This window comes from Arthrobacter sp. T572, from assembly GCF_056780115.1.
Genome location: NZ_JBRAZQ010000002.1, coordinates 2582426 through 2598077, shown reverse-complemented (window position 1 = coordinate 2598077; position 15652 = coordinate 2582426). Strand labels below are relative to the sequence as shown.

Here is a 15652-nt window from a genome sequence, read left to right as displayed (position 1 = left end):
TCAGCTGTAGTCCAGCCCGGACGCCAGGGAACGGGCCATGAGCTCCACAAGCCGCAAGGAGCGGTCCTCGTCCGGGTCGGCAAGGTGCTGCATGCTGATGCCGTCAATGCCTGAGATGAAGAGCCTGGTGATGTCTTCCAGGTTGTGGGGGAGCGGCTCGCCGGAGGCTTTGGCAGCGTTGCGGAACAATTCCAGCGTGGAATTCACCCAGCCGTCGTACATTGACCGGTTCATAAGCAGGGCCTGGGGCTGGTCCACCGCCTCTACCCGGTACCTCCTGAGCAGCAGCTCGAAGGTGGTCACCTGCTCGTGGGGGTTCTCGAGCATCCTGCTCCAGATACGGCGGGCGTGGGCGCCGATCATGTGGCGCAGTCCCAGTCCGGGGTCGGCTACGGGTTCCAGCGCCTTGGCGTAGTCCCTGCTGAGGAAGTTGTAAACCTCTTCGAGAAGTTCGTCTTTGTTGCGGAAGCAATAGTGGAGAGCTGCCAAAGGGGCGTCGGCCTCGCTCGCTATCCGTCGGGTAGTAGCGGAGGCGAGCCCGTCCTGGGCAATAACCCGTGCTGCTGCTTCCACGAACTGCAATCGCCGTTCCTCGGCGGGAACCCTGGCCATCCGCGCCCCTCTCATCATGTGCTGACCGGTCATGCCGGTCCCAAACGATCCTAGGCGTTGTCCGCCCGGGTCGGCTTTCGGCGCCACCGGAGAGGCTGGAAATGACCTCCGGGAAAAATTTTATCCGAAAACCTAGTCAAGTGACCTAGTCAGTTGACATACTCTTTTCAGAAACGTTGCCTGCATCACATTCATGGGTGCAGAAACCTGAGGAGACCCGATGCAGGAATTCGCTGACCTGGTGATCATCAATGCCGGGGTCCACACCATGGACCCCGGCGACCCCGGCAGGGTTTCGGATGCGCTCGCCGTGAAGAACGGCCTCGTGTCAGGCCTCGGCCGCGCGCACGTGGATGCGATGACCGGCCCGGCCACGATCGTCGTGGATGCTGCAGGTGGCGCCCTCATCCCGGGCATCAATGACGCGCATCTGCACTTCATCTCCGCGGCCATGGCCTCCTTCGGCTACGTCCGCCTGGACGCCTCAACGGCACCCGACTGGTCCGCCGTCGTCGATGTCATCCAGACCGCACCTGTTGGCGCGGACGGCTGGATCCGAGCCCACGGCTGGGATGAAGTCACGCTCGGACCCGCAACCGGACAGCTGCTTGACGTCCGGCCAGGCATTCCGGTGGTGGCCTTCGACCAGACAGGCCACCAGTTGCTGGCGAACCGCGAGGCGCTGCGCCTGGCGGGTGTCAGCGCGGCAACCCCGGACGCAGGGGGCGGCGTGCTGGTGCGGGCGGCGGACGGCAGTCCCACGGGTCTGCTCCAGGACGGGGCGATGGCGCTGGTTTCCAAGGTCATGCCACCGGTGCCCGAAGAGACCCTCCGCCCCGCGTTGCTCCGCATGCAGGAACAGCTGCATTCGCTTGGCATCACGTCCCTCACCGACCCGGGGCTGGGTCCCGCCAGTGCCGGACTGATGGACGGAGCAGGCTCGACGGCGGCCCTGGCCTTGCTGGGCGATCTTGCCGTAGAGGAGCTGCTCACGCTGCGGATCAACGTCCTCATGCTTTTCGCCGGAACCGGTGGCGCCACCGCATCGGCTGTCGAAGAGGGGCTTGGCAGCGGGCTTGCCGAGGCCTGCTCAAGCAGGGGAATCGACTCCCGGCAGCTGCGGATTGCCGGGGTCAAGGTTTTCGCGGATGGCATCCCGCGCAGCGGCACTGCCTGGATGAGTGAGCCGTATGGAAAGGCCTGCACCCACGGGCAGCTGGTGATCCAGGGCAACAGCGACGCCGAAAGGGTCGCCGAACTGCACAGGATCCTCCGCCTGATCGACGGCGCGGGACTCCAGGCCGGCATCCATGCCACCGGTGACGCAGCCACCGGCGCCGCGGTTGAAGCCATCCTCGCCGCCGGTGACGTAGCGGGCGATCGGCGGCACTACATCATCCACGGTGCCTTCAGCGACACCACAACTCTGTCCACCATGGCCGATCACGGCATCGGCTACAGCACGAATCCACTGATCCGTTCCGAGGCCGGCGACATCATGCGCCGCGTCCTGGGCGAGGAGCGATTTGCCCGGCACCAGCCCCTCCGCTCGGCCCTCGATGCCGGAGTGTGCTTCAACCTAGCCTCGGATGCGCCCGTCACCAGTCCTGATTGGCGCCGCACCATCGTGGCGGCCGTACGCAGGGGGACAGCATCCACACCCGGTGACCCGAACGACCCCGAGCGGATCACCGGCCTCCAGGCGCTTGCCTCCATGACCAGCAAGGCAGCCTGGCAGGACCATGCAGAACATTTCAAAGGGTCGCTGCTGCCGGGAATGGCAGCGGATCTGTGCCTGTTGTCCGATCCCTGGCCCGGGGACGGAGACATCGAAACACTCCCGGGCACAAGGATCACACTCACCGTGGCCGGTGGACGCATTGTCCATCAGGCCGCCACCGAACTCTCCGCCTTATCCAACCGTTCGTAAACCAAGGAGTACCTCCATGAAACGCACACTTCCCGTGGCTTTGGCAGCAGTCCTGGCCATGTCCCTTGCTGCGTGTGGCACCTCGTCCGGTCCGTCCGCCACGGCCGCGCCGGACGGAACAACCACCCTCAAGGTGGGCACCATCGGCATCGGTTCAGACGCCGCCATCAAGCTTGCGGCAGACAAAGGCTACTTCAAGGAACAGGGTCTCAACGTCGAGATCTCCGTCATAGCCAACCCGCCCGCCGGTATCGCAGCCGCCCAGAGCGGACAGCTGGACCTCACCTACACGCCGTCCATCCCGCTGCTCAATGCGCTAAGCCAGAACGTTCCCCTGAAGGTCGTCGCTGCAGCCGACGGCTACAAGGACGGCGCCAGCGAGGGCGCTGACCTGAACCGCGTGGACGACACCGGACTCCTGGTCCAGGAGGCTTCTGCGATCTCGCGGCCCAAGGATCTGGAAGGGAAGAACGTGAGCGTACCGGCCCGCAAGGCCCAGCTTGAGGTCACGGTCAGCAAACTCGTCAAGGACGACGGCGGTGATCCCGCCAAAGTGAACTGGATGGTCCTGGATCCGTCATCAGCACTTCAGTCCCTGAACTCGGGCCGTGTCGATGCAGCATCGCTGGTTGCGCCCTTCACCTCCAAGGCTGTCTCCGAAGGCAACCGCCTGCTGGCATCCCCGGGCGTCAAGTTCTTCGAAGAAGGTGCCATTGGCCTGTGGGTGGCCGGGGCCAACACGGTCAAGGGCAAGCAGAAAGCGTTGGAAGGCTTCCGTGCCGCCATCTACAAGGCCAACGCCTACGCCAACGGCCACACGGACGAGGCCCAGCAAGTCAGTGCCGAGATCACCAAAACCCCGTTGGATGTTGTGAAGTCCGGTGCCGTGAACTACTGGCCGGAGGACGTGCGCCTTGAGGACATCGAACGGGCCAACAAGAACCTGGCCGACCTGGGCTTCCTCAGTTCACCGGTGAAACTGCCGGGCGACCTCATTTTCGGAAAGTAGGACGTGGCTGACGATGGGAGCTTCACCATGAAACCGTCACTGCGTCCGCTCGTTTTCAGCGGGGCGGGGATAGCAGTCGCATTGATCGCCTGGCAGTTGGCCGCCACTGCCAAGGTGGCCGGCAACGCCCTGCCGCAAGCCACCACGGTCTTCACCACCTTGGCGGGAATCCTGGGATCGACCACCTTCTGGGCCGCGGTGGGATCCACCATCGGCATTGCGCTTTTCGCGTTGGGAATGTCCGCAGTTGCGGGCGTGGTTCTTGGTTTGCTGGTAGGCAGCTTCGAAACCATCCGCTACGCAACCCTTGCAGTCCTCGAATTCCTCAAGCCCGTGCCGCCCATCGTCGTGTTGCCACTGGCCGTGCTGGTCCTTGGGCCCACCGCCGAAATGTCGTTGTTCCTGGTGGTGTTCGGCTGCTTCCTGCCGATCGTCATGCAAACAGTGGACGGTGTGCAGGGAACGGATCCCGTGGCCCGCGATACGGCCCGCAGCTATGGAATGTCCAGCGCAGAGATCCTGTTCCGCGTGGTCCTGCCCAGTGCGCTGCCGTACATCGGAACGGCGATGCGCGTGGCGGCTCCTGCCGCCCTGGTGGTCACCGTCGTAGCAGGCCTGCTGGGGGGAGGGCCTGGCCTGGGCCAAAGCATTTACCAGGCCCAGGCCGCGGGCGACTACGCCACCCTCTACGCATTGGTGATCGTGTTGGGCGTCCTGGGCCTCTTGTTCCAAGGTGCCACCAGGCTCGCCGAACGCCGGGTCCTGCACTGGCATGAGTCCTACCGGGAAGTGGTGCCCTGATGAAGAATACAAAGATCCGCAACTGGTTGGTGGGTGCAGGCACCCCGGTGCTCCTGCTCGTGGCATGGTGGCTCTTGTCCGCCCGATCGATCGACCCCTTCTTCCCGCCACTGCAGGACATCCTGCTGCGGTTCCGGCAGCTCTGGCTGTTCGACCATTTCCAATCCGATGTGCTGCTGAGCCTGGGCAACCTGTTCCTCGGATTTGTCATCGCGGCCGTTGGTGGCGTTGCCCTTGGATTCGCCACGGCTCTGGTTCCCCAGGTCCGGTGGATGGTGGACCCGCTCATCCACTTCCTGCGTGGCATCCCGCCGGTTGCCTTGGTGCCGATTTTCATTTCGCTGATCGGCTTCGGGACGCAGATGCGGGTCACGAGCATTGCGTTGGCGGCACTCTTTCCCACCATGATCGCCACCGTGGACGGAATCCGGGGCGTCGGCAACGACATCATGGATGTGGCCCGCGTGTACCGGCTCACGCGGAAGGAAAGGCTGTTCAATGTCCTCCTTCCCGCAGCAGCCCCGCAGATCTTCTCGGGCCTCCAAGTGAGCCTGCAGGTTGCCTTCATCGTCATGATTGCCAGCGAGATGCTGGGCAGCTCCCAGGGCATCGGTGCCATGACGCTCCTGGCACAGCAAAGCTTCATGACGGCCGACATGTGGGCGGGGATCCTGCTCCTTGGGGTCATCGGCTTCCTGGTCAACGTGGTCTTTGCACTGATCAAGCGCAAGGTCCTGGCCTGGTACCTCGGTTCCCGTGCCCTGGCGCGTGTGGCATGAGCATCCGGCAGTCCACCAAGCTTCCCCTCCAGAACAGAAAGTCCGTCATGCCACAGCAACCAGAAACCACACGGCAACCGCAAACCACCAACGGGCCGGAAAACACGCCGCGCCTGGACGTTTCCCATCTCGCCAAGACCTACGGCAGCGGCGAGAAAGCCCGCACGGTCATCGAGGACCTCACCTTCACGGTGGATGCCGGTGAAATCGTCTGCATTGTGGGCCCCTCCGGCGTGGGGAAGACCACGCTCCTGAAGTGCCTTGCCGGCCTGCACCCGGCCAGCAGCGGCCGGGCAGCCATCGACGGCCGCACCATTAGTGGGCCACCTCCTGAAATGGCCCTGGTGTTCCAGGACTACAACCGTTCGCTCATGCCATGGCTGACGGTACGGAAGAACCTCGTCCTGCCCCTGAAGCACATGAAACTGCCGGCAGCGGAAGTGAAGGAACGCTGTGACAGCGCGCTGGTTGCCGTCGGGCTTTCCCACGCCGACAACCAGTACCCGTGGCAACTTTCCGGCGGCATGCAGCAACGTGTGGCGATCGCCCGGGCGCTGGCGTACAGGCCCGAAATCCTGATCATGGATGAGCCGTTTGCCTCGGTCGATGCGCAGACCCGCTTCGACCTGGAAGACCTGTGCCTGAAGATCCGCAAGGACTTCAACATGACCATCCTCGTGGTCACCCACGACATCGACGAGGCCGTCTACCTTGCGGACCGGGTAGTGGTCCTTGGCTCCCGCCCGGCGCGCGTGCACCGGATCGTCGAGGTCGACCTGCCCGCTCCCAGGGACCAGATCACCACGCGGTCCCTGCCGGCCTTCGCGCAACAGCGCACCGATGTTCTGTCCATGATCAAGAGGCCCGCATGACGAAGAGCAAAAAACCACGCGCCAAGCGTCCCAATGTGCTGTTCATCATCGCGGACCAGCTCCGCGCAGACCATCTGGGTTTTGGCGGCAACAGTACGGTCCGGACACCCAACCTTGACGCGCTCGCAGCGAGGAGCCTGGTCTTCAATAATGCGACCGTAGCCAACCCCACGTGCATGCCCAACCGGGCGAGCCTGATGACGGGCCGCTGGCCGTCGGCGCACGGGACCCGCTGCAACGGCATCACCTTGGACCCCTTCACGCAGACAGTTCCCGGCTCGCTGGCTTCCTCGGGTTACAGGACGGTCGGTGTGGGCAAACTGCACCACCAGAACATGGGCTGGGAGTTCGAACCGCACCAGGCGGAGGAGATCCGGTCCACGGATCCCCTGCTCCTCGACAGGACAGTGGGGGACGCACATAGCCGGAACCTGGCGCCGGGCTGGGACCAGTGGGAGAACCGTGAGGCCCACGACCAGCGCTTCATCGCACTTCCGGCCGATTACTACGGCTACCAGCACGTTGACCTGGTGATAGGCCACGGCGACCGTCCCGGCGGGCACTATGTGCATTGGGCCCGCGAACGAGGTGTGGATCCGGAGACGCTGGGCGGCCCCGCCCGCTCCTCCAGCACGTACGGCGGCTGGGACCAGGTCTACCAAACGGCAATCCCTGCCGAGGCCCATCCAACGAGCTACGTGAGCGAGAAGGCAATCGAACACCTCAAGGATGCCGCAGGCCAGGACCAACCGTTCTTCATGTTTGTCTCTTTCCCGGACCCACACCACCCGTTCTCCCCGCCGGCCGGTTACGCGGACTTGTACGAGCCCGCTTCCATGCCCCTGCCGCTTGGCTTCGAGCAGGACCACGGGGCGTCGCCGGACCATATCCGCACCATGGTGGAGCGGCGGGGCGAACCAAACCCGGATCCGACCATGACCTGGTCGGCCACGGAGGAGCAATACCGGCACGCCGCCGCGGCACAGTTTGGCCTGATCACCATGATGGATGAGCACATCGGCCGGATCCTGGATGAACTTGGGCGGCAGGGCCTGGCCGATGACACAATCATCGTGTTCACAAGCGACCACGGCGATCTGTTCGGTGACCACGGACTCATGCTGAAGCACTTCGTCCACTACCGGGCGGTGACCAACGTGCCGCTGGTTGTCCATGTCCCGGACGGCATAAAAGGTCGAAGCGATGCCCTCGTTTCCAGCGCGGACCTGGCGCCGACGTTGTTGGAACTCACCGGTTCCAGCACCTACCGCGGCATCCAGGGGCGCTCCCTGGTGCCGCTGCTGCACGGCCTTGCAGGCAGCCACCGGGACGCCCTGCTCGTGGAAGAAGAACAGCCGTTCGGCCTGGAAGGGTTGCCCGGACCGGTCCGGATGCGGACGGTCATCACCGCCGAAGGTCGGCTGACCCGCTACTTCGGAACAGAGATCGCAGAACTCTACGACCACCGGTCGGACCCGGGTGAGTTGGTGAACCTGGCAGGTGATCCATCCGCGTCGGGGCTGGAGGACCGGCTGCTGCGCGCCATGGTGGAGGAGATGGCCGCCTTGGCTGACGAAGGGACGGCGCCTACCGCGGCCGCGTAGCCGGCGTCAGTCGGAGGCGTTCGACGGCGGCCCTCCCCGGTGCGGGCCGGGTACCTCAGCTGCTGCTGCGGTACCCGGTGGGGGAGTTTCCGAAAGCCGCCCGGAAGATCCTGCTGAAATGGGCGGCATCGGTGAACCCCCATCGGGCAGCAATGGCCGTGACGGGCCGGTCCGCGAGGACCGGGTCCACCAGGTCCCTGCGGCAGCGTTCCAGCCGGCGCTGCCTGATGGAGGCGGCCACGGTGGTGCCAATTTCCTGGAAGAGGTCGTGCAGGTGGCGGGTGGAGATATAGTGGGCGGCCGCGATCGACCCGGGGGACAGCTCCGGATCCCCGAGATTGGATTCGATGTAGTCGTGGATCCGCGCCAGGAGGAGCAGGTGGGGATCGCGTCCGGCTTCGATGAGCTGGTCGAGTTCGCCGTTGAAGAGGGTGGTGACCAGGTCGAGGGCGTTATGCACCAGCCGGAGGCCGTTGGTGCCGGAGAGTGCCTCGAGATTGTCAGCGAGCCGGACCAGGAAGGGACTGATCAGTTCACCGAGGCCTTGGTCGCCCGGGATCCGCAGGGCTGTCACGTGGCCCATGGCGTCGGCGGGAAGGTCCAGCAGCACATGCGGAAACATCAGCACCAGGGTGCGGAAGTCGTCGTCGAACGTCAACTGGTACGGGCGGGAGGTGTCGTAAATGGAGAGGTCGCCGGGGCGGAGGACGGCCTCGCGGTCATCCTGGACCAGGCGGCCGGTGCCGGCCAGTTGGATGCTGAGCTTGAAGAACCGGCCGGTGGATCGGGCGATCAGTTCCGGTGTCCGGTGTACTGTATGGGGGCCTGCCGTCACCTCCACCACCGAAATCTGCCCCAGGACACGGGCGCGCATGGTTCCGTGGAACGCCGTGTCCTTGGGCCCGGAAGCCAGCAGCGGCACGAACGACGCCGAGATGGCCCGGCTCCATTCCTGGAATGACCCGGCCGCCACTGTCTGCACGGTTGAGGGGCCCGTTTCGGCCGCGACGGTCATCACTATCCCTTTCAATGGCCGGCCGTGCCATGAGCATTGGATGCAGCAGCGCGGACGTGAGCTTGCCCACGATTCTACACCTGGGGTCCGCCCCGCCCCGGTGCTTGCGTGGACAGTCAAGAGCCCTGCGGTGTGAGACAAGTCACTCCTGCCTTGGGGGGTGGAAGATGGCGGAGTCACCCAGAAAGTGCCGCGCCATCTCCCGCGGCACCGAGACCCGCGGCTCGGATCCACGCGGTGAAGAGGCAGGAGCATACATATGAGCGTTGACAACCCGGTCCGGGGCAAGACCAGCGGAACGGCCGGCACCGGCGGCCGCCTGGGCGTGCCCGCCGTGACTTTCATGATCATCGCGGCTTCGGCTCCGCTGACGGTCCTGGCAGGCGGGGTAAGCACCACGTTCGCCGTCACCGGGGTGACGGGCGTGCCGCTGTCCTTCCTGATCCTCGGCGGCATCCTCACCCTTTTTGCGGTGGGGTACGCAGCGATGAGCCGCCATGTCACGAACGCAGGCGCGTTCTACGCCTATATCGCGCAGGGCATATCGCGTCCGGCCGGGGTGGGGGCCTCGCTGGTGGCCTTGATGGCCTACAACCTGATGCAGGTGGGCATCTACGGCCTCTTTGGATTTACCGTCTCGTCCCTGCTCTCGGCAAGGTTCGGCATCGCCGTGCCGTGGTGGATTCCCGTGGTGGCCTGCATTGCGGTTGTGGGCTGGTTGGGAGTCAATAGGGTGGATCTCTCCGCCAAGGTCCTCGGCGTCCTGGTGGCCCTCGAGTTCCTGGTGGTGATCGTCTATGACGTCATCAGCCTGGCAGCAGCACCGGAAGGCATCAGTGCCGCCACGTTCAACCCGGCCTCCCTCTTCGTGCCGGGCATCGGGGCGGTCCTCTCGTTCGGCATTGCTGCCTTCATGGGCTTTGAATCAGCAGCCATCTACGGCGAAGAATCCAAGGACCCCAAACGCACAGTCGCCCGGGCCACCTTTGCCGCCGTCGCCATCATTGCCCTCTTCTATGCCGTCTCCGCGTGGGCCATGACCGTGGGCGCCGGACCGTCGGCGGTTGTTGATACCGCAGCAGCCAACGGGCCGGACATGGTCTTCGCCTTCCTCACCGCCCACGGAGGCGTCCTGCTCAGCGACATTGCGCAGTTGCTCTTCGTGACCAGCCTTTTCGCGGCATTGGTCAGCTTCCACAACGCAGTAGCCCGGTATTTCTTCTCGCTCGGCCGGGAGCGTGTCATCCCGGCTGCCCTCTCCGCAGTCCGCCCCAATGGCGCCCCCTATGCCGGTTCCCTGGCGCAAACGGCGATTGCCGTCGTCGTGACCCTGGCCTTTGCCGTGGGGGGAGCAGGTTCGGACCTCGGCGAACTGTACCCGGTCCTGACGATGTTCACCTGGCTGACCAACAGCGGCGCCATGGGACTTGTCCTGCTGATGACCGTGGTGTCGGTGGCGGTGATCGGCTTCTTCCGCAAGCAGCCCCACGGCGCAAGCCTTTGGGTGCGGATGGTGGCTCCGGGGCTTGGGTTTGTGCTCCTGGCCTTGGTTTTCATCCTCATCGTGACCAACTTCAACGTCCTCCTGAGGCAGTCCGAATCCACCCCCGCCACCTTCATCCTGCCACTGGTGGTGTTGCTGCCAGGAGTCGTGGGGGTTCTCTGGGCCCTGCGCCTGCGGCGTTCGCAGCCCGCCGTTTATGCGAGGATCGGGCACGGTTCCGAGGGCTGAGCAGCGCAGGAAGACGGCCCCGGCAGTCCTGGAAACCAGAACTGCCGGGGCCGTTTGCTGACATCAAGCGGCCGGGTCGAGCCCGGGGCTGTGATGGCTGACGCTGATCAGGCGCCCATGCGCTCCAAAAGTGAAATGGACGGGCAGCGTCCCGGATTCGTCCCATCCAAACAAACTGCCATGGGAGCGGATCGCGCCCACATCCCTGTGGTCGGCGATCGTCACCGAACCGCAGGGGATGACCTTCTCCCGCCACGTGAAGACGAAAATGCCCGGCCTGACCTGGAGGACCGTATTGGAATCGGTGTCCGCCAGGCCGCGTTCCGGTCCGGCCAGGCATTGCCAGGTGTACCAGGTGGGGCTGAGGTATACGTGCTCATAGGCGTGGTCCGGACTGTAAACCCATTCCACGCGCCTGCCGATCAGTCCCGTGCTTTCGCCGATGGGCCGGCCCTTCGGGGATGCGCCGTCAAGGTCGCCGGGGCGGAAGTCGTGCTGCACGGCCGTGCTGCCCGCTGTCGATCTTCCCAGCACTGCGCCGATATAGAGGGCCCGGCCGTTGGCCAGGTCAAGCACCAGCGACACAGCCAGGTCCGGTTCCACGGGACTGTGCCACTGCGCGTAGTAAAGGTCATCGGCCACCTGGAAAGCTTCGTATGCGGCGGTTCCGGAGTGCCCTGCGGCCGCCCAGTTCACTTCATCGTCGTCGAAAGTGAAGGTCATGGGTCCGCCGTCGCCACGGACCGCGAAGTGGCGGCCTGCCAGGTCCTGCACGGTCGGTGCCTTGTTGGCATCAAAGCCTGGCGCCAGGCCGTCGAGTGGCAGCCAGTTGGAGGTGTCAAGGAGGTTCAGGCTCATGGGTTTCCTTCTGATCTCGGCAAAGGACAGGGCCAGGGTGGTCCTGTCCGTCCTTCGAGTATTGGGAACCCGGTGCCGCCAGGTCTTGTGTGCCAAGGCACACTGCTTGGCGTGGAAGGAATGGCTGGCGTGATGGGGTCAGGCCAGTTGGCTTTCGATGCGCGCGGCGCATTCCACCAGCGCCTTGCCCACGGCGTCGGCGTCCTGGTCCAGCCGGATGTAGACGACGGCGACCGCGGCCGGCCGTCCGCCGGGCACGTGGATCGGGGCGGCCAGGGATGACAGGCCGGCGATGACTTCATCGTGGCTGGTGGCGTAGCCGGCGCGGCGGGCTTCGCGGGCTTCAGCGCGGTAGGGGATCCCTCCGCCCACTTGGTGCCAGCGCTCTTCCGTCATGGTGGATTGGATGGCGATGCCCGGGGCTCCGGTGCCCACCGGGTGGCGCGTGCCCGGGTGCTGGGCCAGTGCCGTGCCCGAATTGCGGGGTTCCACGGTCACCAGCGTGACGCATTCCTGGTGGTCCCAGACAGCAACGAAGGCGGTCATGTGCAGCGTGTTGGCGAGTTGGGTAAGTTCGGGCAAAGCAGCTGCCTGCAGGTTCCGCGAGACGCCGCGGGCCAGGACGGCAAGTCCGGCGCCCGGCTGCACCCGCCCCGAATCGTCGCGGAAGACAAGGGAATGGTCTTCGAGCGTCCGCAGGATCCGGTAGGCAATGGACCGGTGGACTCCCAGTGCCGCGGCCAGTTCGGCTATGCTCAGCGGCCGCTCGGCTTCGGCCAGGATCTCCAGCGCCCGGATTCCACGGGAGAGCGTTTGCGACGGCGGGACCTGGGTGGCGGGAGCCTGTTGGCTTGTGGCGTCGCTGCGGGAAGTCATGCGAACCATCCTATGTCCGCTCTGCGGTGGTGGCAGTTGCCGTCGGCAGTGCGCGAGGCCGCGGGGCCAAGCATCGGCGGATGCTGTGCTTGGGATCACAATTGTAGTATTCTTCCTAACTGACCGTTCTGTCGGTTATTGCAGTGCCGCGTACCGACCAGTCACTCACCCCCATGGAGTTCCAATGACCGCAGCCTCCACAGTCGATTCCCCGTCAGGGCCCAGCAGCAAGCGCGAAGAGCGCAGGGTCCTCGCAGGGACCCTGGTGGGCACCACCATCGAGTGGTATGACTTCTTCATCTTCGCCCAGCTCACGGCAACACTGCTGTCCCCGTTGTTCCTGACGCCCCTGGAGCAAGCGAACCCAGGCGTGGCGCAGATCCTCTCCTTCGCCACCATCGGCATCAGTTTCCTTTTCCGGCCGCTGGGTGCCACCGTGGCAGGCCACCTCGGTGACCGCGTCGGCCGCAAGGCCGTCCTGGTCATGACGCTCGTGTTGATGGGCGTCGCCACGGCACTGATCGGCCTCCTGCCGACCTACGCCAGCATCGGCCTCTGGGCTCCTGTGCTGTTGATCTTCCTGCGCGTGGTGCAGGGCTTCTCTGCCGGTGGCGAATGGGGTGGCGCAGCCCTCATGGCCGTGGAACACGCGCCGCTGCACAAGCGCGGCTTCTTCGGCGCCTACCCGCAGATTGGTGTTCCCATCGGCATGATCCTCGCGACCGGGCTCCTGTTCTTCCTGCAGTCCGGCATGTCCAAGGAGGACTTCGCCGCATGGGGTTGGCGTGTTCCGTTCCTGCTCTCCGTGGTCCTGATCGTGGTGGGCTACCTGATCCGGCGCGCCGTCGGAGAAAGCCCGGTGTTCAAGGAGATCGCCCAGCGCAAGGCTGAAAGCAAGGCGCCCCTGGGCGAGCTGTTCCGCCACAACACCAAAGAGGTGGTGCTGGCGGCACTGATCTTCATTGCCAACAACGCCGCAGGTTACCTGCTGATTGCCTTCTTCATCTCCTACGCAACCCGTGCCCTCAAGATGCCGGCTCCCCAGATCCTCCTGGCCACCACCGTCGCCTCCTTCGGTTGGCTGATCTTCACCATGGTCGGCGGATGGCTGTCTGACAAGATCGGGCGCGTGAAGACCTTCCTCACCGGCTACGCCCTGGTCTTCGTATGGATGGTGCCCCTGTTCGCCCTGATCGACACCAGGGACATCTGGCTCTATGGCGTGGCGCTCTTCGTGCTGACCATCGGACTGGGTCTGTCCTACGGTCCCATGTCCGCAATGTATGCCGAGATGTTCCCGCCCCAGGTCCGCTATTCCGGCATTTCGATCGGCTACGCATTGGGCGCGATCCTGGGTGGTGCCTTTGCGCCCACCATCGCCCAGGCACTGCTGGATGGCACCAAGTGGTCGGGATCCGTGGGCCTGTACATCATGGGCCTCTGCGTCATCTCGGCGGTGGGCGTCATCCTGGCCAAGGAAACCAAAGGCCGGCCCCTAGGGTACAGCGTCCACCACTAGCAACGCCGGCGGACAGCCGACGGGAAGGGGCATGGTCCGGCAGGGCTATGCCCCTTCCAGTTGCTTCATGACCTCAGCGTCCGTCAACTGTTCAAAGTGCTCATAGAACGCACCGACGGCATTGAACTTACCGGGGATATGCAGTGCGTGGACGAGATCGCAAACCCGGCCAAGGGATGTTGCAGCTTCCAGGGAAGCGACCGGAACGGCAGCCACCACCGTTCGCGCCCCGGCCGAGCGCACAGCCTCCACGGCAGCCCGCATGGTAGCTCCCGTGGCCAGGCCGTCGTCCACCAGAATGGTCGTCTTGCCCCGCAGATCATGGTCTACGCCCGGATATTCCCGCGCTCGCCGTACCAGTTCGGCCCGTTCGTGAGCTTCCACGGCCTCCAGCGCAGCTTCACTGATGCCCAGTGCCTGGATGTGGTCCTTCAGCGGACGGTTGATGAGGCGGACAACGTCCCCCTGGCTCCAGGCGAGGGCTCCGAAGGCAGTTTCGGACCGGCCGGGGATGCCCAGCTTGCGGACAAGGACCGCACCGAAGGGCAAGTAGAGAGCGGAGGCGGCTGCCGCTGCGAGGGGAACGCCTCCCCGGGCCAGTCCGAGGACCACCGTATGGGGCCGTTCCCTGAACTGGGGGAGTCCTTCAGCCAGGCGCTGCCCGGCCTCCGCCCGGTCCCTGAACCGCATGCCCATCTATCCCACTTCCACGTTGTCCGGCGCTGCTTCCAGCCTATCGTCCCATCCTTGCCCGGTGCGGGATCCGCTGGAAGCATGGCACTGTGGACAAGCCCATTGGTTACTGGATCAAAAAGCTGGACGCCGCACTCGAGGCGCAGTTGGACTACACGCTGGCCCGGATCAAGCTCAGCCGCGCCCAGTGGCAGGCGCTGAATGCCCTGGGCGAAGCACCCATGCGGCCCGAGGAACTTGACGCCGTCCTGCGGCCGTACTGGACCGATGCCGCCCACCAGCGCGAACGCGACCTCGCGGCGCTGGTCGGCAGGGGCCTGCTGAGCATGATGGACGAACGCCTCGTCCTGACGGAGCGCGGACGGGAAACCTACCACCAGGCCATGCGGCTGGTGGAGGCCACCAGACAGGATCTGTCCCTGGGCATCGGCATCGACGAATACGCCATGGCCGTCAGCGTGCTCCAGCGAATGAGCATCAACGCTGAGCGGCTGTCCCGCTAGTCCGCGCCCCAGGCTCCCGGGCTAAACGCCCAGGAACTCCACGGCCGCGTCCTTGAATGCCCTGCTGGTGACCACATTGGTGTGCGTCCTGCCCGGAATGACGAGCGTTTCCACCAGCGCTCCGGCTTTGCCGGCAATGGCGGCCAGCCGGGGCATGGTGAGGGCACGCTCGTCCTTGTCCCCGGCAACCAGAAGGATGGGCAGGTGCGGGGCCGCCTCGGCCGGGTCAAAGGGCTCGCCCTTGATGGCCTCGATAAGGGACAACATGGCGAACAGGTTGTTGCTGGGCAGCATCGCCGCCATCTTCAGCAAGCCCGCAGTGGACTCGTCCTCAATGGGCGTTCCGTCGGCCAGGTACTTCTGGGCGGCTGCGAGGTCGAAGGCGGCCAACGGATCCTGGGCGCTGGGGCCACCGAGCACCAGCCGGTGCACCAGGTCCGGTTGCGTGGCAGCGAACTCCCAGGCGAGCCGGGAACCCAACGAATATCCGATGATGTCCAGGCCGGTGGCCGGGTCTCCATCCCGCAGGGGGCGTGCCCCGGCGTCGATGGCGATCTGAAGCAGGTCGGCCCGGATGCGGCTGGGGGTGTAGGAGTCCAGGTCCTCCGGGGAGTGGCTTCGGCCGTGGCCCGGGAGGTCGACGGTGATCACCCGCCTTCCGGCTCCCTGGAGCGTTGCCACCCAGCCGCTGTCAACCCAGTTGAGTTTGCTGGAGGATGAAAAGCCGTGGATCAGCAGGACAGGCCGAAGCCCGGCGTCGGTGGCAGGTTGGTGGACTTCGACGAACAATCCTGGATCGGTGCCTTCGACGGTGTGCCGCTGTTCCACGGTGTGCCTGCCGGTCATCAT

At 65.1% G+C, this 15652-nt stretch carries 15 protein-coding genes; 9 read left to right on the top strand and 6 right to left on the bottom strand.

Features of this window, described 5'->3' with window-relative positions; genetic code table 11:
- Entirely contained in the window at positions 1 to 645 is a 645-nt protein-coding gene (locus tag ACUYMZ_RS13220) for a TetR/AcrR family transcriptional regulator (RefSeq protein ID WP_426003160.1), read from the bottom strand.
- 187 nt (positions 646 to 832) lie between these two features.
- Here ACUYMZ_RS13220 and ACUYMZ_RS13215 point away from each other — a divergent pair, with 187 nt between their 5' ends.
- Genes ACUYMZ_RS13215 through ACUYMZ_RS13190 form a run of 6 tightly spaced genes read left to right on the top strand, consistent with a single transcriptional unit; the run spans position 833 to position 7607 of the window.
- Complete coding sequence (locus ACUYMZ_RS13215; RefSeq protein ID WP_442423594.1) at positions 833 to 2542, top strand: amidohydrolase; 1710 nt, start codon at positions 833 to 835, stop codon at positions 2540 to 2542.
- A 16-nt stretch (positions 2543 to 2558) separates the two neighbouring features.
- On the top strand, positions 2559 to 3551 hold the full coding sequence (locus tag ACUYMZ_RS13210; RefSeq protein ID WP_481603770.1) for an ABC transporter substrate-binding protein: 993 nt from the start codon (positions 2559 to 2561) through the stop codon (positions 3549 to 3551).
- Positions 3552 to 3578: 27 nt separating this feature from the next.
- On the top strand, positions 3579 to 4352 hold the full coding sequence (locus tag ACUYMZ_RS13205) for an ABC transporter permease (RefSeq protein ID WP_426003156.1): 774 nt from the start codon (positions 3579 to 3581) through the stop codon (positions 4350 to 4352).
- Positions 4352 to 5131, top strand: a complete 780-nt coding sequence (locus ACUYMZ_RS13200; RefSeq protein WP_426003155.1) for an ABC transporter permease — start codon at positions 4352 to 4354, stop codon at positions 5129 to 5131. Before ACUYMZ_RS13205 ends, ACUYMZ_RS13200 begins: the two co-directional genes overlap by 1 nt.
- On the top strand, positions 5128 to 6003 hold the full coding sequence (locus tag ACUYMZ_RS13195; protein WP_481603767.1) for an ABC transporter ATP-binding protein: 876 nt from the start codon (positions 5128 to 5130) through the stop codon (positions 6001 to 6003). The genes ACUYMZ_RS13200 and ACUYMZ_RS13195 overlap by 4 nt, the downstream gene beginning before the upstream one ends.
- Positions 6000 to 7607, top strand: a complete 1608-nt coding sequence (locus ACUYMZ_RS13190) for a sulfatase family protein (RefSeq protein ID WP_481603765.1) — start codon at positions 6000 to 6002, stop codon at positions 7605 to 7607. Before ACUYMZ_RS13195 ends, ACUYMZ_RS13190 begins: the two co-directional genes overlap by 4 nt.
- Positions 7608 to 7662: 55 nt before the next feature.
- Here the strand turns inward: ACUYMZ_RS13190 and ACUYMZ_RS13185 are convergent, their stop codons facing one another.
- Complete coding sequence (locus ACUYMZ_RS13185; protein WP_481603763.1) at positions 7663 to 8622, bottom strand: AraC-like ligand-binding domain-containing protein; 960 nt, start codon at positions 8620 to 8622, stop codon at positions 7663 to 7665.
- Positions 8623 to 8881: 259 nt separating this feature from the next.
- On the opposite strand from ACUYMZ_RS13185, the gene ACUYMZ_RS13180 reads away from it, so the two are divergent.
- A complete protein-coding gene (locus ACUYMZ_RS13180) occupies positions 8882 to 10354 on the top strand; it encodes an APC family permease (RefSeq protein WP_481603761.1) in 1473 nt (490 codons plus the stop codon).
- A 63-nt stretch (positions 10355 to 10417) separates the two neighbouring features.
- Here ACUYMZ_RS13180 and ACUYMZ_RS13175 read toward each other — a convergent pair whose 3' ends face one another.
- Positions 10418 to 11212 (bottom strand): MoaF C-terminal domain-containing protein, encoded by a 795-nt coding sequence (locus tag ACUYMZ_RS13175; RefSeq protein WP_426003147.1) that lies wholly within the window; start codon positions 11210 to 11212, stop codon positions 10418 to 10420.
- Positions 11213 to 11350: 138 nt separating this feature from the next.
- Entirely contained in the window at positions 11351 to 12097 is a 747-nt protein-coding gene (locus ACUYMZ_RS13170) for an IclR family transcriptional regulator (protein WP_426003146.1), read from the bottom strand.
- Positions 12098 to 12272: 175 nt separating this feature from the next.
- Between ACUYMZ_RS13170 and ACUYMZ_RS13165 the strand changes: the two genes are divergently transcribed.
- Positions 12273 to 13607, top strand: a complete 1335-nt coding sequence (locus ACUYMZ_RS13165; RefSeq protein ID WP_481603758.1) for an MFS transporter — start codon at positions 12273 to 12275, stop codon at positions 13605 to 13607.
- 45 nt (positions 13608 to 13652) lie between these two features.
- On the opposite strand, the gene ACUYMZ_RS13160 is transcribed toward ACUYMZ_RS13165, so the two are convergent.
- Positions 13653 to 14303: a phosphoribosyltransferase gene (locus ACUYMZ_RS13160; RefSeq protein WP_442423600.1), complete on the bottom strand. Its 651-nt coding sequence runs from the start codon at positions 14301 to 14303 to the stop codon at positions 13653 to 13655.
- Positions 14304 to 14389: 86 nt separating this feature from the next.
- Between ACUYMZ_RS13160 and ACUYMZ_RS13155 the strand changes: the two genes are divergently transcribed.
- Positions 14390 to 14803 carry a MarR family transcriptional regulator gene (locus ACUYMZ_RS13155; protein ID WP_481603756.1) on the top strand — a complete coding sequence of 138 codons (414 nt, stop codon included), beginning with the start codon at positions 14390 to 14392 and terminating at the stop codon, positions 14801 to 14803.
- A gap of 21 nt (positions 14804 to 14824) precedes the next feature.
- Here ACUYMZ_RS13155 and ACUYMZ_RS13150 read toward each other — a convergent pair whose 3' ends face one another.
- Positions 14825 to 15652: an alpha/beta fold hydrolase gene (locus ACUYMZ_RS13150; RefSeq protein WP_442423601.1), complete on the bottom strand. Its 828-nt coding sequence runs from the start codon at positions 15650 to 15652 to the stop codon at positions 14825 to 14827.

Excerpts from the sequence above, each read along its gene's own strand:
- ACUYMZ_RS13220 (WP_426003160.1), bottom strand. The coding sequence starts at position 645 with ATGACCGGTCAGCACATGATGAGAGGGGCGCGGATGGCCAGGGTTCCC.
- ACUYMZ_RS13215 (WP_442423594.1), top strand. The coding sequence starts at position 833 with ATGCAGGAATTCGCTGACCTGGTGATCATCAATGCCGGGGTCCACACC.
- ACUYMZ_RS13210 (WP_481603770.1), top strand. The coding sequence starts at position 2,559 with ATGAAACGCACACTTCCCGTGGCTTTGGCAGCAGTCCTGGCCATGTCC.
- ACUYMZ_RS13205 (WP_426003156.1), top strand. The coding sequence starts at position 3,579 with ATGAAACCGTCACTGCGTCCGCTCGTTTTCAGCGGGGCGGGGATAGCA.
- ACUYMZ_RS13200 (WP_426003155.1), top strand. The coding sequence starts at position 4,352 with ATGAAGAATACAAAGATCCGCAACTGGTTGGTGGGTGCAGGCACCCCG.
- ACUYMZ_RS13195 (WP_481603767.1), top strand. The coding sequence starts at position 5,128 with ATGAGCATCCGGCAGTCCACCAAGCTTCCCCTCCAGAACAGAAAGTCC.
- ACUYMZ_RS13190 (WP_481603765.1), top strand. The coding sequence starts at position 6,000 with ATGACGAAGAGCAAAAAACCACGCGCCAAGCGTCCCAATGTGCTGTTC.
- ACUYMZ_RS13185 (WP_481603763.1), bottom strand. The coding sequence starts at position 8,622 with ATGACCGTCGCGGCCGAAACGGGCCCCTCAACCGTGCAGACAGTGGCG.
- ACUYMZ_RS13180 (WP_481603761.1), top strand. The coding sequence starts at position 8,882 with ATGAGCGTTGACAACCCGGTCCGGGGCAAGACCAGCGGAACGGCCGGC.
- ACUYMZ_RS13175 (WP_426003147.1), bottom strand. The coding sequence starts at position 11,212 with ATGAGCCTGAACCTCCTTGACACCTCCAACTGGCTGCCACTCGACGGC.
- ACUYMZ_RS13170 (WP_426003146.1), bottom strand. The coding sequence starts at position 12,097 with ATGGTTCGCATGACTTCCCGCAGCGACGCCACAAGCCAACAGGCTCCC.
- ACUYMZ_RS13165 (WP_481603758.1), top strand. The coding sequence starts at position 12,273 with ATGACCGCAGCCTCCACAGTCGATTCCCCGTCAGGGCCCAGCAGCAAG.
- ACUYMZ_RS13160 (WP_442423600.1), bottom strand. The coding sequence starts at position 14,303 with ATGGGCATGCGGTTCAGGGACCGGGCGGAGGCCGGGCAGCGCCTGGCT.
- ACUYMZ_RS13150 (WP_442423601.1), bottom strand. The coding sequence starts at position 15,652 with ATGATGACCGGCAGGCACACCGTGGAACAGCGGCACACCGTCGAAGGC.